Source organism: Haliea sp. E1-2-M8 (assembly GCF_030649675.1).
Lineage (GTDB): Bacteria > Pseudomonadota > Gammaproteobacteria > Pseudomonadales > Halieaceae > Haliea.
In genome coordinates this window covers 29590-55186 of the sequence record NZ_JAUTDR010000006.1, presented here as the reverse complement: position 1 = coordinate 55186, position 25597 = coordinate 29590, and the positions used below count along the sequence as shown (strand labels likewise).

The 25597-nt window shown below is 64.1% G+C and carries 27 protein-coding genes; 18 read left to right on the top strand and 9 right to left on the bottom strand.

Annotation, left to right across the window (positions count from 1 at the left end):
• Positions 1-3 precede the first annotated feature (3 nt).
• Positions 4-681, bottom strand: coding sequence for a phospholipid-binding protein MlaC (locus Q6D67_RS06600; RefSeq protein WP_304704795.1), 678 nt, complete (start codon positions 679-681; stop codon positions 4-6).
• A gap of 160 nt (positions 682-841) precedes the next feature.
• Between Q6D67_RS06600 and Q6D67_RS06595 the strand changes: the two genes are divergently transcribed.
• The 13 genes from Q6D67_RS06595 to yjgA all read left to right on the top strand — a co-directional run bounded on the left by Q6D67_RS06595 (position 842) and on the right by yjgA (position 10731).
• Entirely contained in the window at positions 842-1819 is a 978-nt protein-coding gene (locus Q6D67_RS06595; RefSeq protein WP_304704794.1) for a calcium/sodium antiporter, read from the top strand.
• Between the two features lie 14 nt (positions 1820-1833).
• A complete protein-coding gene (locus Q6D67_RS06590; protein WP_304704793.1) occupies positions 1834-2811 on the top strand; it encodes a KpsF/GutQ family sugar-phosphate isomerase in 978 nt (325 codons plus the stop codon).
• Position 2812: 1 nt separating this feature from the next.
• Positions 2813-3349 carry an HAD family hydrolase gene (locus tag Q6D67_RS06585; RefSeq protein WP_304704792.1) on the top strand — a complete coding sequence of 179 codons (537 nt, stop codon included), beginning with the start codon at positions 2813-2815 and terminating at the stop codon, positions 3347-3349.
• Positions 3349-3909, top strand: a complete 561-nt coding sequence (lptC, locus tag Q6D67_RS06580; RefSeq protein WP_304704791.1) for an LPS export ABC transporter periplasmic protein LptC — start codon at positions 3349-3351, stop codon at positions 3907-3909. The genes Q6D67_RS06585 and lptC overlap by 1 nt, the downstream gene beginning before the upstream one ends.
• Complete coding sequence (gene lptA / locus Q6D67_RS06575) at positions 3890-4465, top strand: lipopolysaccharide transport periplasmic protein LptA (RefSeq protein WP_304704790.1); 576 nt, start codon at positions 3890-3892, stop codon at positions 4463-4465. Before lptC ends, lptA begins: the two co-directional genes overlap by 20 nt.
• A complete protein-coding gene (gene lptB / locus Q6D67_RS06570) occupies positions 4443-5168 on the top strand; it encodes an LPS export ABC transporter ATP-binding protein (RefSeq protein WP_304704789.1) in 726 nt (241 codons plus the stop codon). The genes lptA and lptB overlap by 23 nt, the downstream gene beginning before the upstream one ends.
• A 128-nt stretch (positions 5169-5296) precedes the next feature.
• A complete protein-coding gene (locus Q6D67_RS06565; protein ID WP_304704788.1) occupies positions 5297-6802 on the top strand; it encodes an RNA polymerase factor sigma-54 in 1506 nt (501 codons plus the stop codon).
• Positions 6803-6906: 104 nt separating this feature from the next.
• Complete coding sequence (gene hpf, locus Q6D67_RS06560) at positions 6907-7194, top strand: ribosome hibernation-promoting factor, HPF/YfiA family (RefSeq protein ID WP_304704787.1); 288 nt, start codon at positions 6907-6909, stop codon at positions 7192-7194.
• A gap of 9 nt (positions 7195-7203) precedes the next feature.
• Positions 7204-7662, top strand: coding sequence for a PTS IIA-like nitrogen regulatory protein PtsN (ptsN, locus tag Q6D67_RS06555; RefSeq protein WP_304704786.1), 459 nt, complete (start codon positions 7204-7206; stop codon positions 7660-7662).
• Between the two features lie 10 nt (positions 7663-7672).
• The gene (rapZ, locus tag Q6D67_RS06550; RefSeq protein ID WP_304704785.1) at positions 7673-8527 is read left to right on the top strand and encodes an RNase adapter RapZ; all 855 of its coding nucleotides are present in this window, start codon (positions 7673-7675) and stop codon (positions 8525-8527) included.
• Between the two features lie 11 nt (positions 8528-8538).
• Positions 8539-8808 (top strand): HPr family phosphocarrier protein, encoded by a 270-nt coding sequence (locus Q6D67_RS06545; RefSeq protein ID WP_304704784.1) that lies wholly within the window; start codon positions 8539-8541, stop codon positions 8806-8808.
• Positions 8809-8828: 20 nt separating this feature from the next.
• Positions 8829-10181: a magnesium transporter gene (mgtE, locus tag Q6D67_RS06540; protein ID WP_304704783.1), complete on the top strand. Its 1353-nt coding sequence runs from the start codon at positions 8829-8831 to the stop codon at positions 10179-10181.
• Positions 10174-10731 (top strand): ribosome biogenesis factor YjgA, encoded by a 558-nt coding sequence (yjgA, locus tag Q6D67_RS06535; RefSeq protein ID WP_304704782.1) that lies wholly within the window; start codon positions 10174-10176, stop codon positions 10729-10731. Before mgtE ends, yjgA begins: the two co-directional genes overlap by 8 nt.
• Here the strand turns inward: yjgA and Q6D67_RS06530 are convergent.
• The 6 genes from Q6D67_RS06530 to Q6D67_RS06505 are packed head-to-tail and all read right to left on the bottom strand — an operon-like array spanning position 10668 to position 18825.
• Entirely contained in the window at positions 10668-14582 is a 3915-nt protein-coding gene (locus Q6D67_RS06530; RefSeq protein WP_304704781.1) for a YhdP family protein, read from the bottom strand. The genes yjgA and Q6D67_RS06530 overlap by 64 nt on opposite strands.
• Before the next feature lie 15 nt (positions 14583-14597).
• Positions 14598-15836 (bottom strand): Rne/Rng family ribonuclease, encoded by a 1239-nt coding sequence (locus Q6D67_RS06525; protein ID WP_304704780.1) that lies wholly within the window; start codon positions 15834-15836, stop codon positions 14598-14600.
• Complete coding sequence (locus Q6D67_RS06520) at positions 15829-16419, bottom strand: nucleoside triphosphate pyrophosphatase (RefSeq protein ID WP_304704779.1); 591 nt, start codon at positions 16417-16419, stop codon at positions 15829-15831. The genes Q6D67_RS06525 and Q6D67_RS06520 overlap by 8 nt, the downstream gene beginning before the upstream one ends.
• 1 nt (position 16420) lies before the next feature.
• Positions 16421-16909, bottom strand: coding sequence for a rod shape-determining protein MreD (mreD, locus tag Q6D67_RS06515; protein ID WP_304704778.1), 489 nt, complete (start codon positions 16907-16909; stop codon positions 16421-16423).
• A gap of 3 nt (positions 16910-16912) precedes the next feature.
• The gene (gene mreC / locus Q6D67_RS06510) at positions 16913-17767 is read right to left on the bottom strand and encodes a rod shape-determining protein MreC (protein ID WP_304704933.1); all 855 of its coding nucleotides are present in this window, start codon (positions 17765-17767) and stop codon (positions 16913-16915) included.
• A gap of 20 nt (positions 17768-17787) precedes the next feature.
• Entirely contained in the window at positions 17788-18825 is a 1038-nt protein-coding gene (locus Q6D67_RS06505) for a rod shape-determining protein (RefSeq protein ID WP_304704777.1), read from the bottom strand.
• A 266-nt stretch (positions 18826-19091) separates the two neighbouring features.
• On the opposite strand from Q6D67_RS06505, the gene gatC reads away from it, so the two are divergent.
• From gatC to Q6D67_RS06485, 4 genes are read left to right on the top strand one after another with little or no spacing between them, the layout of a single operon-like run.
• Positions 19092-19379 carry an Asp-tRNA(Asn)/Glu-tRNA(Gln) amidotransferase subunit GatC gene (gatC, locus tag Q6D67_RS06500; protein WP_304704776.1) on the top strand — a complete coding sequence of 96 codons (288 nt, stop codon included), beginning with the start codon at positions 19092-19094 and terminating at the stop codon, positions 19377-19379.
• Positions 19380-19405: 26 nt separating this feature from the next.
• Entirely contained in the window at positions 19406-20995 is a 1590-nt protein-coding gene (gene gatA / locus Q6D67_RS06495) for an Asp-tRNA(Asn)/Glu-tRNA(Gln) amidotransferase subunit GatA (RefSeq protein ID WP_304704775.1), read from the top strand.
• On the top strand, positions 20992-22458 hold the full coding sequence (gatB, locus tag Q6D67_RS06490) for an Asp-tRNA(Asn)/Glu-tRNA(Gln) amidotransferase subunit GatB (protein ID WP_304704774.1): 1467 nt from the start codon (positions 20992-20994) through the stop codon (positions 22456-22458). Before gatA ends, gatB begins: the two co-directional genes overlap by 4 nt.
• Positions 22455-22748 carry a PA4642 family protein gene (locus tag Q6D67_RS06485; protein WP_304704773.1) on the top strand — a complete coding sequence of 98 codons (294 nt, stop codon included), beginning with the start codon at positions 22455-22457 and terminating at the stop codon, positions 22746-22748. Before gatB ends, Q6D67_RS06485 begins: the two co-directional genes overlap by 4 nt.
• Positions 22749-22755: 7 nt before the next feature.
• On the opposite strand, the gene smrA is transcribed toward Q6D67_RS06485, so the two are convergent.
• Positions 22756-23364 carry a DNA endonuclease SmrA gene (smrA, locus tag Q6D67_RS06480; RefSeq protein WP_304704772.1) on the bottom strand — a complete coding sequence of 203 codons (609 nt, stop codon included), beginning with the start codon at positions 23362-23364 and terminating at the stop codon, positions 22756-22758.
• A 61-nt stretch (positions 23365-23425) separates the two neighbouring features.
• On the opposite strand from smrA, the gene cysZ reads away from it, so the two are divergent.
• A complete protein-coding gene (gene cysZ / locus Q6D67_RS06475) occupies positions 23426-24154 on the top strand; it encodes a sulfate transporter CysZ (protein WP_304704771.1) in 729 nt (242 codons plus the stop codon).
• A gap of 22 nt (positions 24155-24176) precedes the next feature.
• Here the strand turns inward: cysZ and rhlB are convergent, their stop codons facing one another.
• Positions 24177-25559, bottom strand: a complete 1383-nt coding sequence (rhlB, locus tag Q6D67_RS06470; protein WP_370551927.1) for an ATP-dependent RNA helicase RhlB — start codon at positions 25557-25559, stop codon at positions 24177-24179.
• Positions 25560-25597: the final 38 nt, after the last annotated feature.

Below are 25597 nucleotides of genomic sequence, written 5' to 3'. Positions count from 1 at the left end.
GTCTCAGGTTTCGATCTCGACCGCCGTCCAGCCCTCGATCACCTGATCCAGATCACCGTCATGCTTGCGCGCAGCGGATTCGAACTGGCTGCGGTAGATCTCTCCGAGATTGACGTTCTCAATAACCATGTTGCGCAACTTCCAGGAGCCGTCCTTGTCGCGGCCCATGTGGTAGACCAGCACATAGGGCTCGCTGCCGTCGTTGAAAATCAACTGCCGCACAGCCGCACGGGAACCGGCGGCCTCTTCCTCGCTGAGTTCGGGCAGCTCGATGCGGGAACCCCCGAAAGCCAGCAGGCCCTTGCCGTAGGTGCGCACCAGACCGACTCGCATCACCTCGGTAAACCGCTCCAACTGGTCGCGCAACTCCTCGCGGCCCTCAGCGTCCAGCGAGCGGTAGCGCTGGTTGCTGGCATAGGGCCCCATCACGCCGCGGGCAAAGCCGCGGAAATCGACCACGGTGTCGAGAATTTCCTGCAGCTGATCGTAGAATCGATCCGGGTCGTCAGCAACGTAAGTCTGCGCCTCATCCACCACCGACATGACCTCTTCCGTTGCCTCGCGCACCACTTCATGGACGCCCTCGGGTGGATTGGTGTCCACGCTGGTGTCAACGGCGTTGGCCATGGTCGCGGCACCGGCCAGTACCAGGGATGCGGCAAATTGCAGCAATCGCTTCATAACGTGATCCTTGAATTGAATTACAAGTTTGCTGGCGCTCTGTATACTGGAGGCGCTGCGCAAGCACCCGGCAAGTCCACCTGGCACCGGTTTTGACAACCCCATAGGGGTACAGTTCAACAGTCCAGCAGCCCCCTACTTTAACAGGATTTCCAGACTTATGCTGTTAGCCACAGCCGCCATCCTGGTCGGATTCGTGATACTGATCTGGAGCGCCGATCTGTTTATCACAGGAGCCGCGGCAATTGCCTCCAACATGGGCCTCTCGCCCATCGTGATTGGCCTTACCATCGTATCCATAGGTACCTCGGCACCCGAAATACTGGTATCAGTCACCGCTGCGTTGACGGACGCCGGTGAACTGGCCATCGGCAACGCCATTGGCTCCAATATTGCCAATATTGGCCTGGTCCTGGGTGCGACCCTGTTGGTTGCCCCTATGACCGTACAGCCGAGCTGCATGCGGCGGGAACTGCCGATGCTGCTGATGGTCACCCTCGGCACTGCCCTGTTGATTCTCGACGGTGTCCTGTCGCGGGTGGATGGCCTGATCATGCTGGCGACGCTCACCATCATCATGATCCAGATGATACGCGGCGAGGAAGCCGACCCCGAACTGCTGCAGGAAGTCTCCAGCATCACTGCGGCACCGCTGGGCCTGGGCAAAGCCTGGTTGACCTTCTTCCTCGGGCTGGCGCTGCTGGTAGGCAGTTCACGGCTGCTGGTGTGGGGCGCCACTGAGGTGGCGGAATATCTGGGGGTGTCGCAGCTGATAATCGGGCTGACCGTGGTCGCCATTGGCACCAGCCTGCCGGAACTGGCGGCAACCATTGCCAGCGCCATGCGCGGACAAACCGACATCGCCGTGGGCAATGTCATCGGCTCCAACATGTTCAACCTGCTGGCGGTAATGGCGATACCCGGCCTGGTCACACCCGAGATCCTGGAACCCCTGGTACTGTACCGGGACTACCTGACAATGACTGCCATGACGGTGCTGCTCGCCGCCGCGATCTTCCTCAGCCGAGGTCGGCGCAAATCGGGCACCTGCGGGCAAGCCTACCTGGGGCGTTCGGTGGGCATGCTGTTACTCTCGGTGTACGCCCTGTACTATTACTGGCTGTACCGGACCCGCTGAGCCGCCTGGCCGCCATGCACGCACACGATCACGACAGCTACGTTGCCTCCGCGCGGCGCACCATCCGCATGGAATGCGATGCGGTGGCTGCGCTGGAGCATCGTATCAACGGCGGCTTCGTTAAAGCCTGTGAGCTGCTGCTGGACATCCGCGGCAGGGTGATCGTGACCGGCATGGGCAAGTCCGGCCACATCGCCAGCAAGATCGCAGCCACCCTGGCCAGCACCGGCACGCCCGCCTTCTATGTCCATCCAGCGGAAGCCAGCCACGGCGATATTGGTATGATTACCGCCGATGATGCCGTTGTCGCCCTGTCCAACAGCGGCCGCTCACCGGAAGTCATCACCCTGCTGCCGCTGCTGAAACGACTGGGAATTCCCCTGGTCAGCATGACCGGTGACCCGGGCTCGCCGCTGGCGGAGGCCGCCGATGCGCACCTGGACACGGGGGTGGCCACCGAGGCCTGCCCGCTCAACCTGGCGCCAACATCGAGTACTACCACCGCGCTGGTGATGGGCGATGCGCTCGCCATAGCACTGCTGGAAGCCCGCGGTTTCACTGCCGAAGACTTTGCCTTTTCCCATCCGGGCGGCACCCTCGGCAAGAAACTGCTGCTCAAGGTCGAGGACGTCATGCACACAGGCTCCGCCATCCCCCGGGTGCAGACCGACACCGTGCTGGCCGCCGCCCTGCTGGAGATCAGCCGCAAGGGCCTGGGGATGACCACCGTCACCGGCGCCGACGACCAGCTGCTCGGCATTTTCACCGATGGCGACCTGCGCCGCGCGCTGGACGAAGATGTCGATGTCCGCAGCACCCTGATCAGCGCCCTGATGACCCGCGACGCCAAGACCATTGCCCCCAACATGCTTGCCGCGGAGGCTCTGCGCATCATGGAGGAGAACAAGATCACCTCACTTGTGGTCAAGGACCAGGAGAGGATGGTCGGCGTACTTCACTTGATGAGTCTGCTGCAGGCGGGTATCGCCTGACATGGCCACGGTCGGCGGCACAGAGCCCGGAGTCGTGGCACAGGACATCAGGCTCCTGGCCCTGGATGTGGACGGGGTGCTGAGCGATGGCCGGGTCATCTACGCCAGTGATGGCAGTGAGCTCAAGGCCTTCAATATCAAGGATGGCCTCGGCATCAAACTGCTGCAGCGCGCCGGAGTCACCGTCGCCATCATCACCGGGCGCCGATCCGACGTTGTCGGGCGCCGCGCCGCAGAGCTGGGCATCACGCACCTCCTTGAGGGCCGGGAGGACAAGCTGACCGCCCTGCGGGAGTTGTGCGAGCGCCTCGGTCTGAGCCTGGCAGAATGCGCCTATATGGGAGATGACCTGCCCGACCTCAGCGCGATCAGAGCCGCCGGGCTGGGATTGACGGTAGCCGATGCCGTGCCCGAAGTACGGACGGTTGCCGACTGGTGCAGTACAGCCGAGGGCGGTGCCGGGGCGGTGCGGGAGGCCTGCGACTGGCTGTTGCAGCAGCGGGGTGAGTGGCCTGGCATCATCGCGGAGTTCGACTGATGGGCGGGATCAAGCGAACCTGGCTGCTGGCTGTGGTGCTGGCGTCGCTGGCGGCGTGGTACTGGTCGCTGGTGGGGGAAGGGACCATCGAACGCTCCCCTCCGCAGGGGGATGCAGAGCTGGTGCAGACCTACCTGGTCAATACCCGCAGCATGGCCTTCGCCGAAGACGGTGCTCTGGCAGAGGTCATGGAGGCGTCGCGAATTGAACATTTCGGCCGGGACGATGTCTCTGAGCTACGACAGCCGCGTTTTTACTCGCACGACGGCAACAACCGCACCTGGTCGGCCAGGGCCGACCGGGGCACGCTCAAGCACCGCAACAGTGTGCTGATCCTGCGCAGAAACGTCGTCCTCAGCAACGACCAGTCAGGGGCTACCCTGCAAACACGGGCAATGGCGCTGAATCTCAGACTGCGTACCGCCAGGTCACAAGTTCCCGTGACCGCACAGCTGGATGGCAACATCCTGCGCGCGGACGGCATGTTCGCCGACCTGGCCAATGAAACCATACTGCTGCAGCCCAATGTGGAGGGCACCTATGTTCCGACTGGCTCCTGATCCCGGACGAGCTCTATGGCGGGCAGCGCTGGTGACGGCAGCCTGGCTGTTGCTGGCGCCCGGCGCCACTGCCCTGCCTGACGACCGGCAACAACCTATCCGCATCAGCGCCGATCAGGCGCTGCGAGATGAGCGGCAGGGCTATACCGAGTACACCGGCAACGTGCGCATGCAGCAGGGCAGCCTGCAAATCGAGGCAGAGAAAATCACCGTATTCCATCAGCAGGTGGCCGCAGACCGTATCCTGGCGGAGGGCAACCCCGCCCGCATGCAGCAGCAACCCGATGTCGACAAGAGTATCATCCACGCTGCCGCGCAACGCATCGAGTATTTCAAGGCAGAAGAGCGGGTGCACTTGCAGCGGCAGGCCCGAATAGAACAGGAGGGGTCAATCGTTACCGGTGACAGCATCGACTACTACATGGCGGAGCAGCGCGTGCGCGCGGACGCGGGCCGGCGCGAGGATGGCGGCAGAGTCGAAGTGGTGATTCCGGCGCAAGTCCTTCAGGACGTGGACGAAGACGGAGCTACCAATGGCGCAGCTCAAAGCGATTAACCTGGCCAAGGCCTACCGCGGGCGCAAGGTGGTGGTGGACGTTTCCCTGGAAATCGGCAGCGGCGAAGTGGTGGGACTGCTGGGTCCCAACGGCGCCGGCAAGACCACCTGTTTCTACATGATTGTCGGCATCATCGCCGCCGACGAGGGCAGGATCGAGCTCAATGGCGAGGACATCACTGCCCTGTCAATGCACGAGCGGGCGCGCCGGGGATTGGGCTACCTGCCCCAGGAAGCGTCGATTTTTCGCAAGCTGTCGGTACAGGACAATCTCCTCGCGATACTGGAAACGCGTCCCGACCTGAACAAGCAGGAACGCCACAGCCACTGTGACCGCCTGCTGGAGGAGTTTCACCTCGCCCACTTGCGCAACAATCTCGGGCAGTCCCTGTCTGGCGGTGAACGCCGCCGCGTGGAAATCGCCAGAGCGCTGGCCACTGAGCCGGACTTTATCCTGCTGGACGAGCCCTTTGCCGGCGTTGACCCGATCTCCGTCAGCGACATCAAGGACATCATCACCCACTTGCGCAAGCGCGGTATCGGGGTTTTGATCACCGATCACAACGTGCGCGACACCCTGGACATTTGCGAGCGGGCGTTCATTGTTGGCGAGGGCCACATCATCGCCGCAGGCACCGCCCAGGAGGTCCTGGACAGCCCACGGGTGCGCAAGGTGTACCTGGGCGAACACTTCCGGCTTTAACCCCCAGCGCCGGGCCTGCGGTGCCCTAGCAAAATTCACGCCATCCTGTTGCGCCGCGCCATCCGCCGGCGCTACACTCGCTCGACAGCCCCATCCAAGATGGTACCCGGGATGACAGCAACACGCCGATGAAACAGTCGCTACAGCTCAAGCTTGGCCAACAGCTGACGATGACACCGCAGCTGCAGCAGGCTATCCGCCTGCTGCAGCTGAGCACCCTGGATCTGCAGCAGGAAATCCAGCAGGCACTGGATAGCAATCCGCTGCTGGAACTGGCGGAAGACGACTTTGACAGCGACGCTGAAGTGGACAACACCACCCGTCTGGAACGCATCAGCGAACAGGTAGGCGCCAGCCTGCTGGAGAGCCTGGAGGGCAACAGCACCGAAAGCCAGAACCTGCCCGATGACTGGCAGCCGGGCAGCCTGCCCGAGGACCTGCCGGTAGACACTCAGTGGGAGGACCTGATGCCCTCCTCCTCCGCCGCCCCTGCAGGCGGCACCGAGGACAGTTTCGACGGTGACTACGACAGCCGCAACAACGCCAGCGAAAGCCTGCAGGACCTGCTGCGCTGGCAGCTCAACCTGACCCGCCTGTCGGACACGGACCGGGTGATTGCGCTGGCCCTGATTGACGCCACGGACAGCAACGGCAGGCTGCAGAGCAGCGTCGAGGACATACATCAGGCGCTGACGCCGGAGCTGGATATCGATCTCGATGAGGTGGTCGCGGTACTGCACTGCCTGCAGCAATTCGAGCCCCCAGGGGTCTGCACCCGCGACCTGCAGGAGTGCCTGCTGGTGCAGTTGCAACAGAAACCGGCGCATACGCCCTGGCTGGAACAGGCCCGCCTGATGGTCAGCCGGCACATGGCGCAGCTCGGCAGCGGCGATTACAAACAGATCATGCGGCGCATGCGTCTGGACGAAGGCCAGCTCAAGGCGGTGCTTGACCTGATCCGTTCACTGGACCCCAATCCGGGCGAAAACCTTGGCGATGACACTACGGAATATGTGGTTCCGGATGTGTTTGTCAGCAAAAGGCACGGCCGCTGGGTCGTCGAGCTGAACCCCGACATCGCCCCACGCTTGCGCATCAATGACAGCTATGCCAGCCTCATCAAACGGGCCGACAGCAGCGCCGACAACACCTACCTGAAGGACAATCTGCAGGAGGCACGCTGGTTTCTGAAGAGCCTGTACAGCCGCAACGAAACCCTGATGAAGGTAGCCAGCAAAATTGTCGAACACCAGCGCAACTTTCTGGAACAGGGTGACGAGGCGATGAAGCCCCTGGTGCTGCACGATATCGCCGAGGCCGTCGAAATGCATGAGTCCACCATTTCTCGGGTAACCACCCGCAAATACATGCACACCCCGCGCGGCATTTTCGAGCTCAAGTATTTCTTTTCCAGCCATGTTGGCACCACCACCGGCGGCGAGGCGTCATCCACCGCCATCAAGGCCATGATCCGCAAGCTGGTTGCCGCGGAGAACCCGCGTAAACCCCTCAGCGACAACAAGATCGCCAGTCTGCTCGAGGCACAGGGCATGCAGGTGGCGCGCAGAACAGTGGCCAAGTACCGGGAGATGCTGTTGATCCCTCCGTCCAACGAGCGCAAGAGATTGGTCTAGAATTCCAGAGTACTGCACAGCAGTACGTTACGGGCGGCCGCTGCCAAACCGGCTCGCCAGTTCCGGGGACAACGCCCCGGTTTCCGATGAAGAAGGAGTCAAGTATGCAATTGAATGTCAGTGGTCACCATGTAGAGGTCACCAACCCGCTGCGCGACTACGTGGCCAGCAAATTCGAGCGGCTGCAGCGCCACTTTGACCAGATCACCAATACCGAGGTGACCCTCATTGTCGAGAAACTGGTGCAAAAAGCCGAGGCCACGATTCACATCTCCGGGGCGGACATTTTCGCCGCGGCCGAGTCAGAAGACATGTACGCCGCCATTGACGCCCTTGCCGACAAGCTGGACCGCCAGCTGATCAAGCACAAGGAAAAGTCCCGAGCCCGCTAGGATCCCATCATGCAAGTTCTCTCCGAACTACTGTCTCCCGGGCGCACGGTCTGCCGTGCGCCCGGCAGCAGCAAAAAAAGACTGTTTGAGACCCTGTCCCGGGTCATCAGCGAGGATAACCCCGGTCTCGCTGACAGCGATATTTTCGCCCAGTTGATTGCGCGCGAGCGTCTGGGCAGTACCGGTCTCGGCGCCGGCATTGCCATCCCCCACTGTCGCATCGCCAATTGCAGCGAGCCGATTGGCTGCCTCGCCACCCTGGAAGAGGCCATCGATTTCGATGCCCCTGATGACATACCGGTAGACATACTCTTCGTCCTGCTGGTCCCGGAGCAGGCGCACCAGGCCCACCTCGACATTCTCGCGCGTATCGCCCGGCTGTTCAGCCAGTCAGATTTTTGTGCACAGTTGCGCAGCGCCCCCGACGCGGAAGCTCTGTACCAGCGGGCTACCGGGTGGACGGGATGAGTTGTCGCCAATGCACCTGGTAATTATTTCCGGACGCTCCGGCTCGGGGAAGAGTACTGCCCTGCACCAACTCGAGGATGAGGGATACTACTGCATCGACAACCTGCCCGTGGCGCTGCTGCCGGCATTGGTCCAGGAAGCCAGCAGGCCAGAGTTCGAGCACTTCCGCGGCGCGGCAGTCTGTATCGACGCGCGCAATGCCTGGCGCAACCTGGAAGACTTCAGCAGCATTATTGAAGCGCTGCCGGACACGGTAACCAGCGAAATCCTGTTTCTCGACGCCCAGGACAGCGAGCTGATCAAGCGCTTCAGCGAAACCCGGCGCAAACATCCGTTGAGCAGCGAACGGATGCCCCTGGCCGAAGCGATCGAGCGCGAACGGCAGCTACTGGAGCCCATCGCCAGCGCCGCTGCCCTGGTCCTGGATACCAGCCAGATGACTATCTACGAACTGCGGGACGCCATCCGCCAGCGTCTGGTGGGTGACCTGTCCGGCAGCATGTCCATCCTGATCCAGTCCTTTGGCTTCAAGCGCGGGGTGCCTACCGACGCCGACCTGGTCTTCGATGTACGCATGTTGCCGAACCCGCACTGGGTCAAGGAGCTGCGACTGAAAAATGGCCTGGATGAGGATGTGCGTGAATTTCTCGAGGCGCAGCCGCTGACCGGCGAACTGTTCGACAGCATCTGCCAATACCTTGACCGCTGGCTGCCCCACTACCAGGACAGCAACCGCAGCTACATGACCGTGGCGATTGGTTGTACCGGTGGCCAACATCGTTCAGTATATCTTGCGGCCAGACTTTTCCGGCACTATCAGCAGCAGTTTCCGCAAGTCCACATTCGACATCGGGAGCTGCAGTAGCAGCGGGCAATGTGATCCAGACACAACTCACAATCATCAACAAGCTGGGCCTGCATGCCCGCGCCGCCGCCAAGTTTGTCGGCTGCACCACGACCTATACCAGCGCTGTCAGGGCCGGCCGCGACGGCCAGATGGTGGATGGCAAGAGCATCATGGCCGTCATGATGCTGGCCGCGGGCCAGGGCACCGTGCTCGACCTTGAGATCGATGGTGAAGACGAGGAAGCGGCGCTCGCGGCGCTGCAGACCCTGATCGGCAATCGCTTCGACGAGGGCGAATAACACACCGGATCCCGATTCCCATGGCCCAGCGTTCCACAACATCAGAAGCCAGGCTCCAGCGTCTGGCAGAAGCCCTTGGCAGCGGCACGTTCGCTGACGTCAAGCGCATGCTTAACGGCCTGCCCGCCGCAGACGTTGCCCATCTGCTTGAGTCCTCGCCGCCCAAGTTTCGCCACATACTCTGGCAAATGGTCGAGCTGGAGAACGAAGGCGACGTGATCAACGAGCTCGGCGAAGAGCTGCGTGGCCACTTTCTCAATGACATGGACGCGGCGGAAGTCGCGCAGATCACCGAACACCTGCAGGACGACGACCTCGCCGACATTCTGCAGCAGCTGCCGGACAGGGTAACCCGGGAAGTTCTCGATTCCATGGACCACCGGGACCGGGCGCGCCTGGAACAGGTGATGACCTATCCGGACGATACCGCCGGCGGCCTGATGAGCACGGACACCATCACGATCCGTCCACCGCTGACCCTGGATGTGGTGCTGCGCTACCTGCGCCGGCACACCGAAATTCCGGCGATGACCGACAACCTGATAGTGGTCAACCGCAACGATCAGTTCATCGGCCTGCTGCCGTTGAACACGCTACTGGTATCAGACCCCTCCTCTACTGTGCGCGAGATGATGGTCACCGATATCGCCCCGATACCGGCCTGGATGCCGGACGATGAAGTGGCGCGCCAGTTCGAGCGCAATGACTGGGTATCAGCGCCGGTGGTGGACGACAGCGGGCGGCTGGTAGGCCGCATCACCATTGACGATGTGGTGGACGTGATCCGCGAGGATGCCGACCACTCCCTGACCTCCATGGCCGGCCTCTCCGATGATACGGATACCTTTGCACCGGTAATGCCTACCGCGGGCCGCCGGGCCATATGGCTGGGTATCAACCTGGCCACCGCTTTTCTTGCCTCCTCGGTGATCAACCTGTTCCAGGACACCATCGAAAAGGTGGTGGCTCTTGCTGTGCTGATGCCCATAGTTGCGTCGATGGGCGGCATAGCCGGCACCCAGACCCTGACCGTAATGGTTCGCGGTATTGCCCTGGGCCAGGTCAGCAAGAACAACGAGGCCTGGCTGATCAACCGCGAGGTCGCCGTCGGAGTGCTCAACGGCATGCTGTGGGCCTCCGTTGTGGCGATCGCCGCCTCCCTCTGGTTCAGGGACTGGAGCCTGGGCCTGATTATCGCACTGGCAATGGTCATCAACCTGGTGACCGCCGCCTTCACCGGCGCCGCCCTGCCGCTGTTGCTGAAGCGGATGAAAATCGATCCGGCGCTGGCCGGCGGTGTTGTCCTGACCACGGTAACGGATGTGGTAGGATTTTTCTCTTTCCTCGGCCTGGCGACCTGGTTCTATGCCTGACTACGACTCCACTGAAGACTACGAACACCTGCCGGAAGGGCCCAGCAAAAGCGAGCTGAAGCGGCGCATGACGGCCCTGCAGGCGCTGGGGGAAACCCTGACCGGCCTCAGCGACAAGCAGCTGCGCCAGATCCCGATCGACGATCAGCGGTTGGTCGACGCCATCCAGGAAGTCCGCAACATCAGCTCCAACAGCGCCCGTCGGCGCCATCTGCAATTCATCGGCAAGTTGATGCGCGATATTGACGCCGAACCGATAGCCGAAGCTCTGGCTGCCCTGGACCGGGAGCGCCACCAGGCTGCCGCGCAGTTCCAGGGCCTGGAGCAAGTGCGCGACCGCCTGCTGGCGGCGGGGCTGCCGGGTATCGAGGACATCATCGACCGCTGGCCCAACGCCGACCGCCAGCATCTGCGGCAGTTGCTGCTGCAGGACCAGCGCGAGCGCCAGCGCGAAAAGGCACCCGCCGCCGCGCGCAAACTGTTCCGCTACCTGCGGGAGCTGGAGGAGTCCGCGGCAGAGCCGGACGGAGGTTCGGCCCCGGAAGATTGAGCCGCAGGCTCCGCCTCCGGTGCAGTTCCTCCGTCGCGGGCTTCATTGCGCTGAACCCGTTCATTGCCAGTATCAAAAATGCGGTCGAGACGGATCTGCGGGTCATCCCAGGTGCCGCTGATGCCGTAGACCGCGCTGGACAGTTGCGACACCTGCTTTTCGAACAGCTTGCTGACCAGGAAGACGCCCGCCGCAATGGGCAGGCCCGCGGTCAGGGCCGCCACCCAGGGCAGGTTGTTGGCCACAGGCAGGGTGGCCACCATCTCGCCCTTGAGACTGCGTGACAAAATGTTCGAGCTGCCGCTGAACCGGAAGCCGGTGGCGGCGCTGGCGACGTCCAGCCGGGGCACCTCTAGCAGCCCGTCGGCGAAGCTCACATCACCCTCCATACTGTCAAACGGGATCCCCGACTCAAACAGTTGGGTCAGGCTCAGGCGTTGGATAATGTCCGCAAGATTGAGAATGCTGACCACCCGCAGCGTGCCCGAAGCGCCCGCGGATGCGGTCAGGAAACGCCCGTCCTCCACCGCCACCGACAGCGTGCCGGTACTGGCCGCCAGCGCAAACTGCTGCGGCGCGCCCGGCCAGAGAAGATCCAGTCCAAAGCGTCCGCTGCTGGTCTCCAGGATCCGTTCATAGCCGAGCGCTGCCAGGCTGTCACCGAGGTCAGCAACCAGCAATTCCGCCTGCAAGCGGGAGCCGTCCGCGGTCCATACCAGACTACCTGGAGTTTCTGCAGGCAACGTGAACCCGAGCAGTGCACCGCTGATGTGCTGCGCCTCCAGGCGCCCCTCACCCGGTCGCAGGGCAAAGGCCACATGCCCGAGCGGTCGCGAGCCGCGCTGCAAGTCCGCAACCTCAACCTCGATTACCGGCCAGTCCCGGAATTGCGCCGGGTCAGATTCACCCTCGCCGCCAGCCCCCCAGCCCGAAAGGTCCAGATACGCCAGGTCGAGGCGCGCGCTGGCGAGATCTGCGGCGACGGTGGCCTCACCCTGGGCCCATTCGGTTTCAAGCCCCACGCGCCAGTGGTCAGGCTCCTGCTCCAGATCCAGCAGGACGCGATGCCAGTCCCGGCCCTGAAACTGGAGACTGTCAATCAACAGCTCCTCCACCGCCAGGCGCAGGCCCGCGGGCGCCTTTCCTGCGAGAGGCTGCCCGGGCAGACCTGCAAACAGTGCCCGCCAGGCATCGACATCGATCAACGCCGCGTGGCCGGACACCCGCAGTCGGCCGGGCTCAAGCGGCAGGGAACGGTCCTGCAAACCCAGTGCGGCGCCCCTGAGCCCGTCCTCTCCGATACTTAGCTGTGCATGCCAGCGGCGCCCGCCACTCAGCTCCAGCTGCAGCGGCCTGGCACCGAGCGCGACCCGCAACTCGAAGGGCAATCTCGCGTCAGCAGGCTTGGCCCAGGTCGCCGGCAGGTCCAGCGCCAGGCCCTGCAGGTCGGAGTTGAGCTGTAACTGCGGCAGACTTCCCGGCGCAAAATCCAGGGTTCCGCTGACCGCTGTGGCACCGCTGACCAGGGGCGGCAGTCCCGGTCCGAGCCACTCCCGCAGGGAGTCCACCTCGACACCCGTGGCAAAGGCCAGCTGTACTGGTGCCGTGCCGTCACCCGATCCAGGCACGGCGGGCAACTGCCGCAGCGCCAGCGTGAGTGGTCGTTGCCAGAGGCTGGCGGTCATCTGCTCGGCGCTAAAGCCGCTGGTCGAGTCGTAGAGGAGTGTGCCGCTGATATCCTTGAGCTGCAGGTTGCCCGGGATGATATCCAGCTCCGCTTCTGTCACCGCGACTTTCAGTTCTACAACAGGCGGGGGCGGCACCTTTGCCAGCAGCAGCTCCAGGCGGATATCCGCCGCCATGGTCCCCTGCGCTTGCCAGTCTTCCAGGGCACCCCGCAGCCCGGCGCCCGCGGGAGACTGGTTCAGCACCTGCAGGCCGTCGCTGGCGGCGCCCGCCAGGCTCGCGGCGATTGCCAGGCGCATGTCGCCCCCGCTATCGCGCCAGGCTTCCGCGGACAATGTCTCAATATCCGTGTCATAGAGACGCGCGCGATCAGCCCAGACGCTGACGTTGGTATCGTCTATCAGCACAGTGCCCTGAACGTCCGCCAGCACCGGCCAGTCCGGGTGATAGGCCAGCTGCGCATCACGCACATCGAAGAACAGTTGCACGGTGCGCAGCGGGCCGGAACCGGGCCGCAGGCTGCCGCGCCACAAAAACGCACCGGCATCCATTACCCCGTGTTCCAGGCTGGTCTGCAGCCACTCCAGCAGGTTTTCATTCAGCATGTAGGGCAGGTAGCGAGTGCGGTAGCCGGCATCCGCGTCGCGCAACCCCACCAGCAGGTCCATCTCAACACCCGCGGCGCTGGCAGCAAACGGTATTGACAGGCCCAGCAGTCCCCGCGCCGTGCCCTCATCGCCAACCGCGGTCAGCAATCCGCTGTGCAGGCGCAGGCGGTCGTCGTTCCAAAACATGTCCAGACTGCCGAACAGTTCCCGGTAGACCAAGGGCTCCCGGTACACCGAAGGAAAATCCAACATCACATCATCACTGTCGAGGATCAACTCGCCGCGACCGGGTGCCAGGCGCAAAAAACCGCTGGCTCCGTTCACACCCGGCGCGCCGCGCCAGGAACTCAGCGCCAGATCCTCGAAGCCCAGGTCCAGCGTCCACCCCCTGCCGCCGGTTGCCACATCCTCCAGATACAGCTGCAGGGCGCCGAGCCTGCCCTTCGGGGCCAGCTCCGTCATGGCCGCCGACAGGGCTGGCGGCAGCAGCTTCGCTGCGCGCAGCACCCCGCTGCTGTCTGCCAGGGGCAGTCCACTGCCGCGCAGACGCAGCGAGTCGCCCCAGAGATCGAGTTGCAGGCGCGGCAGAGTGAAGGTATCCCCGTCGAAACCTATCTCCACATCCGAGGTAAACAGGGTCAGACGCTGGCCGCGTTGCAGCAGGCTGGACTCCAGCTGCAGCGACGCCAGGGGCAGCGACCAGGCAGCATTGTTGCCCTCCAGCAACAAGTCCTCCCCCGCCAGACGCAGCTGCAGGCCGGAGATACCGCCCGACCAGGCCAGCCAGGTCTCCACCACCGCATTGCCGGTCGCCTTGAGCGGCAACGCCTCTCCCAATAGCGGCTGCCAACGGGTCAAGCGCGCCAGATCTGTAAGGCTGGCGCGGAGGTAGACATTGCCACTGTAGTCATCCGCCACCAGCGGATTGCCCAGTCCATCGGCCAGGATCAGCACCTGGGAACCATCCACCGAGGTCAGCTGCCCCCGGAGCTGGCGCCGGGCGCCATCCCGCAACAACGTCAGGTCCAGTGCCAGCTGCTCCTCCTCCCCGGCCGGCAGCTGCAGCTGCAGGGTATTGGCCACCAGCGTAACCCGCTCGATATCCAGCAGGACCGCTTGCAGCCAGGCGGCGGCAGCGCCAGCCCCGCCGCCCATACCTTGCAGCCGGAAGCGACCATCCGCCGCCAGTTCACCCGTCAGCAGCAGATCCTCCAGGCGCAGGCGACTGAACCGCAGCGAGCGGCTGACCAGGCTGTGCCAGATGTCCAGGGTCACCCGGCCGCCGCCCAGCCGCAGCGGCTCGCCATCGGGAAAACCGAGGCGCAAGTCGGAGAACACGAGCACAGGGCTGAAACCCTGCCACTCGGCAGACAATTGTCCATCTTCAACCAGAAAAGGAGCGCGGGCATTCACCTGCTCCACGAGCCAAGGCTGGTTGTCCCCTGCCATGGAGACCAGCAGACGGCCGCTGCTGACAAACACCGCCAACAGCACCACGAAGCCGACTATGCCGCCCCAGAGAACGTTGCTCAAACGATGGTAGACCGATGCTTTCACAGGACCGTCGACACCTCAGAGGCCCGTCGCAGCTGACCGGGGGACTCGCCCGCTGCCGCCGCATTGTGCACAGGGCAAGGTCAGCACCTCGGTCAGCGGCGGCCGGCTCTGCCTGCGGCTCAGGATCACCAAACCCAGCTTGCCCACGCTGCTGACCGCGCCGGCATCGGGGTCGGCAGCAAGTGCCTGCTCCAGCGCCAGCCGCACCGCGCGCCGGTGGCCGGGCTCCCGCAGGTCGATAAAGTCGACAGCGACAATGCCCCCGAGGGCGCGCAAGCGCAACTGCCGAGGGAGCGCCGCCGCTGCTTCAAGGTTGGTCTGCAGCAGTGTCTGCTCCAGATCCCTGTGGCCGGTGTAGGTGCCGGTGTTGACGTCGACAGTGGTCATTGCCTCGGTCCGCTCTATGACCAGGTTGCCACCCGAGGGCAGGGGCACCAGCGCAGCCAGCGCCGCGCTGATCTGGGCCTCAACATTGCGCCGCCGGAACAGGGAACCGGGATCAGCGCAGTCTTCTGCCACTGGCGCCGCAGCCTCCGGGTGCTGCCTACACCAGGACCTGATGTCGGTTGCGCAGCGGGAATCGTCCACGGTAATGCGTGGCACGCCCGCACCGGTGCAATCGCGCAGCACCCGCACCGGCAGCGGCGGCTCGGCCAGGACCAGATGCGGACCGGCTTTCTTCGCGGCGCCGGTTCGAAGCTGCAGCCAACGGGCAGCGAGTCTCCGGGCATCGGCACGCAGTACCTCGGCGCTCACGTTCTCCGCAGCGGTGCGTGCAATGAGACCGGAGCCATCCAAACCCAGCTCGGTCACAAGCTCCGGCAACAGATCTCGCAGCCGCTGCCGCTCTGTGTCCGAGCGAATACGGCGGGATACACTGCCCCGGGCGCCGCAGGTAGCCAGCACCAGATGGCGCGAGGCGAGGGTAACGGCGGTCGTCAGCCGCGGCCCCTTGTCGCCCAGGGCATCGCGGGTGACCTGAACCAGCAGCTCCTGCCCGGCGCATAGCTGGCCCCCTATCGTGTCCCGGGCCGGCAGGTCGGCTGCCGCCAGAAGGCCGTTGACCCCGATACCGATGTCGATGAATGCGCTGTCCATACCGGAAACTATCCGCTGCACCCTGCCCAGGTAGAGGTTGCCCACCAGACTGGGGGAATCCGCGCGTTCCATGTGCAGCTCCTGGACCAGCCCCCCGGCAAGCAGCGCGACCCGGGTAAGCCCGGCGCTGACACTGACCAGGATTTCTTCATCCATCCGCAGGCCCCAGGGCAGTTGCAATACCGTGCCGGGCCAGCAATTGCCAGGTCTCCGCCAGCGGCAGCCCGACCACATTGCTGTAGCTGCCTTCAATTCCGCTGACCAGAGCGCCGCCCAGTCCCTGGATGGCATAGCCCCCGGCCTTGTCCCAGGGCTCGGGCGTCGCCAGGTACTGCTCGCAGACCTCGCGGTTCAGGGTCAGGAAAGTCACCAGGGTCTCGACCTCCAGCGCAGCCACACAATGCTCTGTCTGCAGGCAGACCGCGGTAATGACCGAGTGGGTGCGGCCGCCGAGACGGGCCAGCATGGCAAGGCCCGCAAAATGGTCGGCGGGCTTGCCCAGGATGTCACCATCCACCACCACGGTGGTGTCGGCAGCCAGCACGGGGCCACCGTCACCGCGTCGGCTGCTGACAGCTTCAGCCTTTTCCCGGGCCATACGAACAACATAGTCCCGCGCAGCTTCACCTGGGCGTACGCTCTCATCAATGTCTGCTGCGTCGACGACGAAGTGGACACCGAGCCGGCCCAGCAGTTCATGCCGGCGTGGGGAGGCAGAGGCCAGGATAAGCGCTTGCATGTCAGCTGATCCGGTAATGGCGGCGAATGCCGCGCAGCAGATGGAGAACACCAGGCCACAGCAGGGCGCTGGACACCGCGGGCAAGAGGAACAGGAGGCTACGCGCACCGGCGCCCTCCAGGTTCTGCACCCATTGCCCGATAAGCTGGTGCAGGCCGATCAACAGGAAGACCACGCCACATTGCTGCCACAGGCTGAACACTCGCAGGCGTTGATAAACCAGCAGCGAACACAGGGCCAGCACCGAAAGGGAGAATGCATTCTGGCCAAGCAGCGCACCTTCCAGGGCGTCCACCAGCACCCCCAGCAACAGCGCGGTGAAGATACCGACCCGGTGCGGGAGGGCGATACACCAGTAGATGAGCACCAGAGCAATCCACTCGGGACGGGCCCACAACAACCACTGGGGCAGCGGGAGTACCGCGAGCACAGCCGCCAGCAGAAAACTGGCCGCCACCACGGTGAACACCAGCAGGTTGCCCGCGGTCACTGCTCAGAACTCCGCTGCCGCGGGTGCCGGTTCCTCCGGCACCCCGACAAAGACCAGCAGGACGTGGCGGCTGCGGTTCAGCGCCGCACTGGGCCGGGCGATGACCCGGGCAAAGGGTTGGCCGGGGTCGCGCTGTACCAGCACCACCTCGCCCACCGGGTAGCCCACGGGGAACCGGCCGCCCAGACCGGAACTGACCAACAGATCCCCCTCCTGGATATCGGTTGTTGCGGAGATATGCTGGATCTCAAGCGCATCCAGGGAACCTGTGCCTTCGGCGATGGCGCGAATTCCGTTGCGGTTGAGCTGCACCGGGATCGAGTGCGTGAGGTCCGTCAACAGCAGCACCCGCGAGGTGAACTCGCCGACATCGATCACCTGGCCCATCAGCCCATCCGCATCAATCAGCGGCTGGCCCTCGTAGACGCCGTCCCGGGCACCCTTGTTGAGGACCAATTGATGCCTGACCGGATCGGGCGACACCCCGATCAGCTCGGCAACCAGTACATCATTGCGCAGCAGGGCGGTGGAATTGAGCAGCCCGCGCAGGCGCGTATTCTCGGCCTGCACTGAAGCCATCTGCAGCGAGCGCCCCTGCAACAGCAGGTTTTCCTGGTGCAGGCGCTCATTGTCTTCCAGCAGTTGGCGTCGGGCACGGATATGGGTGTCCTGCCAGACGCGGAGACTGGATGGAATGTCGGCCACCCAGATCACTGGCGCTGTCAGGGTATCCAGCAGGGCGCGGGTCTGACCGAGGCTGTTAAAGCGCAGGTCGGCGGCGATCAGGCACACCACCCCAAGGGTAGCCAGCAGAATGCGCAGGCCGAGGTGGGATTCCTTGAGAAATAGCGGCTTGATAGCAGCGCCCGCGAAAGGGGTTACTCAGTCGAGAGCAGGTCGATGGTATGGCGATCCATCTGTTCCATGGCCCGGCCACCACCCCGTGCCACGCAAGTCAGGGGATCGTCCGCCACAATCACCGGCAAACCGGTTTCCTCGGCAATGAGTCGATCAAGGTCGCGCAGCAAAGCGCCGCCGCCAGTCAGGACGATGCCGCTCTCGGCAATGTCGGCCGCCAGCTCTGGTGGCGACTGCTCCAGTGCGGACTTGACCGCCTGCACAATGGATGAGAGCGGATCCTGCAATGCTTCCAGGATCTCGTCGCTGTTGAGGGTGAAGCTGCGCGGCACGCCTTCCGCCAGGTTGCGCCCGCGCACATCGATTTCCCGCAGTTCGCTACCGGGGCAGGCACAACCAATTTCCTGCTTGATCCGCTCCGCCGTCGCATCGCCGATCAGACTGCCGTAACGCCGGCGCACATGGGACACGATGGCTTCGTCGAAACGGTCGCCGCCGATGCGCAGGGAATCACGGTAGACCACCCCGTTGAGCGAAATGATCGCAATCTCGGTAGTCCCGCCGCCGACATCGACCACCATGCAGCCGCTGGCCTCTTCGACATTCAGACCGGCGCCGATCGCCGCCGCCATGGGCTCCTCGATCAGGCGCACTTCCCGGGCCCCGGCGCTGAGCGCGGATTCGCGAATCGCCCGGCGCTCGACCTGAGTAGACATGCAGGGCACACAGACCAGAACCCGGGGGCTGGGACGGATAAAACGGCTTTCATGCACCCGCGCAATGAAATGCTGGAGCATCTTCTCGGTGACCTGGAAGTCGGCGATAACGCCGTCTTTCAGCGGCCGGATAGCGGTGATGTTGCCGGGGGTACGACCGAGCATGCGCTTGGCCTCGGTACCCACCGCTTCAATTGTCTTGACGCCGTTGTGGAAGCGGATCGCCACCACCGAAGGCTCGTTGAGTACTATACCCTTGTCGCGCACGTAGATAAGAGTGTTCGCTGTGCCCAAATCGATAGAGAGATCGTTTGAGAACACTCCGCGCAGCTTCTTCAACATGAATTTTTACTACCTTGTGAATAGATCGGGGAACTCCGGTCGCGGAGCTCTGCAAGCACCCCTTGCTACCGCCCTTCCGGGCCGGATGGCCGACCATGTCTCGTCGGCCACTCCTGTCCTCTCGTCAGGGGCGGCAATATCGTTATTCTACGGTGTGTGACATAGCTCACAACTGTATCAATCGCGGGGATTTTGAGCAAGGCGCAAATGTGATAAGTTTACGCCCCCGCCGTGCAGGCGGCAGGCCACGAACGGTAGCAGAGTCAATGACAATACAGCAGGACGAGATAGAGAAAATTGCGGAGCTGGCGCGTATCCGGATCGCTCCGGAAGAAGCCGCCGAGCTCACCTCCCGCATCGCCAATATCCTGACCTTGGTAGACCAGCTGCAGGCCATTGATACCGCCGGGGTGGAGCCCATGGCCAACCCCCTGGATGCCGTCCAGCGCCTGCGTGCGGACACCGTCACCGAGGCCAACCAGCGCGACGTCTTCCAGGCGATCGCCCCGGCGGTGGAAAACGGTTTGTATCTGGTCCCCAAAGTCATCGAATAGCGGCTCCGCCGCCTCCAGGATGTCACATGCATGAACTTTCAGTCGCCCAGCTGAGCCTCGGGCTGCGCGAAAAACAATTTTCCAGCGTCGAGCTTACGCGCAGCTACCTCGACCGCATCCGCGCTCTCGACGGCCACTACAACAGCTTCGTTACGGTCGACGAAAATGGCGCGCTGGCGGCGGCGGCGGCGGCGGACACGCGCCTGGCGGCCGGGGAAACCGGCCCCCTGTTGGGCATCCCTCTGGCGCACAAGGACATTTTCTGCAGCCGTGGCGTCCGCACCAGCTGCGGCTCGAAGATGCTGGACAATTTCGTCCCGCCCTATGACGCCACGGTGGCCACCCGCCTGCGGGACGCGGGCACAGTCATGCTGGGCAAGACCAACATGGACGAGTTCGCCATGGGCTCCTCCAGCGAGTCCAGCTTCTACGGCCCGGTGCGCAACCCCTGGCACAGCGACTGTGTGCCAGGCGGGTCCTCTGGCGGGTCCGCCGCGGCGGTCGCGGCGCGCCTTGCGCCGCTGGCAACGGGTACCGATACCGGCGGCTCCATCCGCCAGCCGGCGGCTTTCTGCGGCATCACCGGCCTCAAGCCTACCTATGGGCGGGTCTCCCGCCTGGGGATGGTGGCCTTCGCCTCCAGCCTCGACCAGGGTGGCCCCATGGCCCGCAGCGCCGAGGACTGCGCCCTGCTGCTGAACGCCATGGCCGGCTTTGACCCGCTGGATTCAACCTCCTCGGAGCTGCCGGTGGAGGATTACAGCGTGGGTTTGCAGCAGCCTCTGGCAGGGCTGCGCATCGGCCTGCCGCGGGAATATTTCGGCGCCGGCCTGGATGCGGCCACCGGTGAGCGGATCCATGCCGCGCTGGCGCTGCTGGAACAGCTGGGGGCCATCCTGGTGGACATCTCCCTGCCCCATACCGGGCTCAGTATCCCGACCTACTACATCATCGCCCCGGCAGAGGCCTCGACCAACCTGTCGCGCTTTGACGGCGTCCGCTACGGGTATCGCTGCCAGCAGCCACGGGACCTGCACGATCTCTATACCCGCAGCCGCCAGGAGGGCTTCGGCGACGAGGTCAAGCGCCGCATCCTGGTGGGGACCTACGCCCTCTCCGCCGGCTACTACGACGCCTACTACAGGAAGGCGCAGCAGGTCCGACGCCTCATCCAGGAGGATTTTCTCAAGGCTTTCGAGCAGGTCGACATGATCGCCGGGCCGACAACGCCGGGGCCCGCATTCACCCTTGGGGCCAAGGGCAGTGACCCGCTGGCCATGTATCTTGAGGATGTCTACACCCTGGCGGTCAACCTCGCCGGGCTGCCCGGCATGTCGGTGCCCGCCGGACTGGTCGACGGCATGCCCGTGGGTCTGCAGCTCATTGGCCAACACTTCCGGGAAGCGCGCTTGCTCAACGTCGGCCACCAGCTGCAGCAGGCTTCGGACTGGCATCGGCAGGTGCCCCCCGTAGGAGCCCGCTCCGCGGGCGAGGGTGTTTGGTCGTCGCCGGGATTATCGCCCGCAGAGCGGGCTCCCACAGAGTGGGCTCCCACAGAGCGGGCTCCGGCAGAGCGGGCTCCTACAGAGCGGGCACCTACAGGAGGTGCGCCATGAGCTGGGAAGTCGTGATCGGGCTGGAAGTGCACCTGCAGCTGGCCACCCGCTCGAAGATATTTTCCGGCGCCGCAACTGCGTTCGGCGCCGAACCCAACACCCAGGCCTGCGCGGTGGACCTCGCCATGCCGGGCATGCTGCCCGTGCTCAACGAACAGGCAGTGCGCTATGCGGTCATGTTCGGCCTCGGCATCGGCGCCGAGATCGGCCTGCGCTCGGTATTCGACCGCAAGAACTACTTCTACCCCGATCTGCCCAAAGGCTACCAGATCAGCCAGTTCCAGGAGCCCATCGTCGGACGCGGTGAATTCGAGATCCAGCTCGAGGATGGCAGCACCCGCAGCATTGGCATCACCCGCGCCCACCTGGAGGAGGACGCCGGCAAGTCCCTGCACGAGGACTTCCACGGCATGACCGGCATCGACCTCAACCGCGCCGGCACCCCCCTGCTGGAGATCGTCAGTGAACCCGACCTGCGCAACGCCGAGGAAGCGGTGGCCTACCTCAAGACCCTGCACAGCCTGGTGACCTACCTCGGCATCTCCGACGGCAACATGGCGGAGGGCTCCATGCGCTGCGACATCAACCTGTCCCTGCGTCGCGCCGGCAGTACCACCCTGGGCACCCGCGCCGAGATCAAGAACGTCAACTCCTTCCGTTTCGTGGAAAAGGCCATCCACCACGAAATCGAGCGCCAGGCCGAAATTCTCGAAGCCGGTGGCCAGGTGGTGCAGGAAACCCGGCTCTATGACGCAGACCGCGATGAGACCCGCTCCATGCGCAGCAAGGAAGTCGCCAACGACTACCGCTACTTTCCGGAACCCGACCTGCTGCCCGTGGTCATTGATCAAGCCTGGGTGGAAAGCATCCGCGCCACCCTGCCGGAGCTGCCGCCGGCAAAGCGCCAGCGCTTTGTCAGCGACTACGGGCTATCCAGCTACGATGCCGGCGTGCTGGCCGCCAACCGCGCCCTCGCCGACTACTACGAGGCCGTGGTCGAGGGCTGCACTGACGCCAAGATCGCCGCCAACTGGGTGCAGGTGGAACTGCTGGGCCAACTCAACCGCGGGGAGCTGGAGCTGGGCCAAAGCCCGGTAGGCGCCGCCGCCCTGGCCGGTCTGATCCAGCGTATTCTCGACGGCAGTATCTCCGGCAAAATAGCCAAACAGGTGTTCGAGGCCATGTGGGCCGGCGAAGGCGATGCCGATACGATTATCGCCGCCCGCGGGCTGCAGCAGGTGAGCGACAGCGGCGCCCTGGAAGCGCTGGTGGACGAGGTCGTCGGCGGCAATCCGGCCCAGGTTGCCCAGTACCTGGCGGCGGACGAGGGCAAGCGCAAGAAACTGGTCGGCTTCTTCGTCGGCCAGATCATGAAGCTGTCCAAGGGTCAGGCCAACCCGCAGATGGTCAACGAACTGCTCAACAAAAAGCTGGCAGCGGCCGGCAGCGACGGGGAATCATGAAAAAAGACAAGGAAAAGGTCATCGACGAGGTCTGGACCGAAGACCACGTGCGCAGCTTCCTGCAGGTCCGCGCCCACGACGGCAGCGACACCGACTTCCACATGCTGCTGAAAGCCTACCAGAGCATGCGCGCCTCGGACTTCGAACTGTTCGTGCAATTTTTTCTGGGCGACGGACGCAACCTCAATGCCACCGGCAGGGACGGGCGCAGCGTGCTGCAAATCGTCGACCAGCATCGCCACGGGGCCGAATACGCGGAAATCCTCCGCAGCGCCGGCGCCAGCGCCTGAGCTCGATCTATCTGTCGATCGGCACCCTGCCTTTGGTAAAACGCTCGCGGTTCTTGCGCTTCTGTTCTTCGCTCTTGCGCAGCAGTACATAGGCAGCACCGGTGCCGCCGTGGCGGGGCTGGGCGCTGTGGAAAGCCTGCACCACAGGCATTTCCCGCAGCCAGACATCGACATGGCCCTTGAGTACCGCGCTGCGCTCGCGTTCAGCCTTGCGCTCGCCCTTGCCGTGGACCAGCAGAACACTGCGCAAGCCCAGCTCGAAGCACTGCTCGACAAAGTCGAACAGCTCCCTGCGGGCCACCCGCACGGTCATCCGGTGCAGGTCCAGCCGCGCTTCCTGCTCATAGCGGCCCTGGCGCAGCTTGCGATAAACACCGTTCTGCACCCCCGGGCGCTTGAAAGCCAGCACATACCAGGGATCCAGCGGCTCGGCTTCGCGGTCGTTGAGGATATTGCGATCTGCTTCCGGCGCGGCCACCGCCGCCTGCCGCCGCTCTGCCAGGGAACTGTCGCGGTCATCGAAGGACCCGGCACCCCGAGCCACCCGACGCTCCCGCTTCAGCGGCACCACGTCGCCCATTTCCCGATGAAAAAGCGTTCTGTCGTCGTCAGCCATGGCTTCCCGCTCCCATGCGATGCATCATTATAACCGACACCCCGAAAAGCAGGACCTGATTATGGAAGGCAACCTTATTCGCGGCGCGGATTACCTGTTCCGCGGTGCCCGTCTGCTGACGCATCCGGCCCTGCGGCTGTTTGTGATCGTGCCTCTGCTGGTCAATATCCTGATCTTCGGCTCCCTGCTGGGCGTGACGTTCAGCTTCCTCGACCGCAGTATCAGCAGCTGGATGAACAGCTTGCCAGACTGGCTGGCGTTCCTCGAGTGGATCATCTGGCCGCTGCTGGTGGTCGTGTTCGGCCTGCTGACGGGCTACGTCTTCACTGCCGTCGCCCTGCTGATCGCCTCGCCCTTCAACAACCTGCTGGCGGAAAAGACCGAGGAGCTCGTCACCGGCAAACCTGTTGACGCCCTCGAGGGACCACTGGCGGCACTGCTTTCCGTACCCCGGGCCATCCTGCGGGAGCTCGCCAAACTGCTGTACTACGTGCCGATGGCCCTGCTGGCGCTGATCCTGAGCTTTGTGCCGGGCATCAACCTGGCGGCGCCCCTGCTCTGGTTCCTGCTGGGGGCCTGGATGATGAGCATTCAGTTCGTCGACTACCCGGTGGATAACCACCAGCTGGGGTTCGGGGAAGTGAAAGTGGCGGTCGGCAGGCGCCGGCTGAGCAGCCTCGGTTTCGGCGGCATCGTGGCCCTGTGCGCGGGGATTCCGGTGGTCAATTTTTTCGTGGTGCCCGCCGCGGTGGTGGGCGCTACCCTGCTCTGGTGCGAGGAACTGCGCTAGGAGGCTGTCGGACCTGGGCGCTTCACTCCAGCAGCTCCGCCGGGGGATGGGTGCACTCCAGCCGCGTGCCCAGCAGGGCCTCGATGTCGGGCAGCAGGAAGGCATCGTCCTCGCTGGCAAAACTGATGGAAGTTCCGGTGGCGCCGGCGCGGCCGGTGCGGCCGATGCGGTGCACATAGTCATCGGGGTCCTCCGGCAGGTTGTAGTTCACCACGTGGCTGACGCCCTCGACGTGAATGCCCCGGCCGGCGACATCGGTCGCTACCAGCACCTTGATCTCCCCCTGCTTGAACTGGGCCAGGGTGCTGCTGCGCTTGGCCTGGGGAATCTCCCCGGAGAGAATGCCGCAGGACACGCCGGCCTTGCGCAGGCGCTCGTGCAGGCGCCGGACCTGGTCGCGGCGGTTGGCAAACACGATTACGCTGCTGGCCTCGGGGCTGCGCACCAGGTTCACCAGCAGCTTGTAACGCTGCTCGCTGCTCACCAGGTAGACCTTCTGGTCGACGGAATCGGTGGCCACGTGGTCGGGCTCGATTTCCACCGTGATCGGTTCAAAGGTCCACTGCTCCGACAGCTTGATAATGTCCTGGGTAAACGTGGCCGAGAACAGCAGGGTCTGGCGGTCTTCCTTGCGCGGCGTGGCGCGGACGATGCGCTTGACCTGGGGGATGAAGCCCATGTCCAGCATCCGGTCCGCCTCGTCCAGCACCAGGATCTCCACCCGGTCGAGGAACACGTCCCGGCGCTGCATGAAGTCAATCAGGCGCCCGGGGGTCGCGACCACCAGATCAACAACCACCGAACCAAGGCGGTTCAGCTGCTTCTGGTAATCCATCCCACCGATCAGGGTCGCCACCTTGAGCCCGGTGTGTTTCGCCAGATCCTCGGCGTCGGCAGCTATCTGCATCACCAGCTCCCGGGTCGGCGCGATGACCAGCGCCCGCGGCTCGCCCAGAAAGCGTTCACCCTCATCGGGGTTGCAGAGCAGGTCGTTAAAAACCGTAATGAGAAAGGCGGCCGTCTTGCCGGTACCGGTCTGGGCCTTGCCGATGGCGTCGTGGCCCTGCAGGGTCTGGGGCAGAATGGCGGCCTGGATCGGGGAGCAGTACTGGAAGCCCAGGTCGGCAATCCCGTGCATGATTTCGTCCCGCAGTCCCAGGTCGTGGAAGCGGGTCTGCCCTTCCTCTGGCGGCACCTGGAAATCGTCCAGCGACCACGCGCCCTGTGTCTGTGCCGCCCGCCGCGGGCGGGACCGGCCGGCCTTGCCCTGGCCGCGGTCGCTGTGGCCGGGACTGCGCGATGGCTTGCCGTGGGTGGAGTCGCTGCTGGGGGATTCCGGTGTTGGGGCGGGGGAAGCTGCGCTGCTGGCGCCGTTGCTGCCGCGACCGAGTAGACTCTTGATCAAGGTAATTTCCTGTCCGGGTTCAATAAATACCGCTAGTT

Coding starts and splice junctions, on each gene's coding strand:
- Q6D67_RS06600 (WP_304704795.1), bottom strand. CDS start 681: ATGAAGCGATTGCTGCAATTTGCCGCATCCCTGGTACTGGCCGGTGCC.
- Q6D67_RS06595 (WP_304704794.1), top strand. CDS start 842: ATGCTGTTAGCCACAGCCGCCATCCTGGTCGGATTCGTGATACTGATC.
- Q6D67_RS06590 (WP_304704793.1), top strand. CDS start 1,834: ATGCACGCACACGATCACGACAGCTACGTTGCCTCCGCGCGGCGCACC.
- Q6D67_RS06585 (WP_304704792.1), top strand. CDS start 2,813: ATGGCCACGGTCGGCGGCACAGAGCCCGGAGTCGTGGCACAGGACATC.
- lptC (WP_304704791.1), top strand. CDS start 3,349: ATGGGCGGGATCAAGCGAACCTGGCTGCTGGCTGTGGTGCTGGCGTCG.
- lptA (WP_304704790.1), top strand. CDS start 3,890: ATGTTCCGACTGGCTCCTGATCCCGGACGAGCTCTATGGCGGGCAGCG.
- lptB (WP_304704789.1), top strand. CDS start 4,443: ATGGCGCAGCTCAAAGCGATTAACCTGGCCAAGGCCTACCGCGGGCGC.
- Q6D67_RS06565 (WP_304704788.1), top strand. CDS start 5,297: ATGAAACAGTCGCTACAGCTCAAGCTTGGCCAACAGCTGACGATGACA.
- hpf (WP_304704787.1), top strand. CDS start 6,907: ATGCAATTGAATGTCAGTGGTCACCATGTAGAGGTCACCAACCCGCTG.
- ptsN (WP_304704786.1), top strand. CDS start 7,204: ATGCAAGTTCTCTCCGAACTACTGTCTCCCGGGCGCACGGTCTGCCGT.
- rapZ (WP_304704785.1), top strand. CDS start 7,673: ATGCACCTGGTAATTATTTCCGGACGCTCCGGCTCGGGGAAGAGTACT.
- mgtE (WP_304704783.1), top strand. CDS start 8,829: ATGGCCCAGCGTTCCACAACATCAGAAGCCAGGCTCCAGCGTCTGGCA.
- yjgA (WP_304704782.1), top strand. CDS start 10,174: ATGCCTGACTACGACTCCACTGAAGACTACGAACACCTGCCGGAAGGG.
- Q6D67_RS06525 (WP_304704780.1), bottom strand. CDS start 15,836: ATGGATGAAGAAATCCTGGTCAGTGTCAGCGCCGGGCTTACCCGGGTC.
- Q6D67_RS06520 (WP_304704779.1), bottom strand. CDS start 16,419: ATGCAAGCGCTTATCCTGGCCTCTGCCTCCCCACGCCGGCATGAACTG.
- Q6D67_RS06505 (WP_304704777.1), bottom strand. CDS start 18,825: ATGTTGAAGAAGCTGCGCGGAGTGTTCTCAAACGATCTCTCTATCGAT.
- gatC (WP_304704776.1), top strand. CDS start 19,092: ATGACAATACAGCAGGACGAGATAGAGAAAATTGCGGAGCTGGCGCGT.
- gatA (WP_304704775.1), top strand. CDS start 19,406: ATGCATGAACTTTCAGTCGCCCAGCTGAGCCTCGGGCTGCGCGAAAAA.
- gatB (WP_304704774.1), top strand. CDS start 20,992: ATGAGCTGGGAAGTCGTGATCGGGCTGGAAGTGCACCTGCAGCTGGCC.
- Q6D67_RS06485 (WP_304704773.1), top strand. CDS start 22,455: ATGAAAAAAGACAAGGAAAAGGTCATCGACGAGGTCTGGACCGAAGAC.
- smrA (WP_304704772.1), bottom strand. CDS start 23,364: ATGGCTGACGACGACAGAACGCTTTTTCATCGGGAAATGGGCGACGTG.
- cysZ (WP_304704771.1), top strand. CDS start 23,426: ATGGAAGGCAACCTTATTCGCGGCGCGGATTACCTGTTCCGCGGTGCC.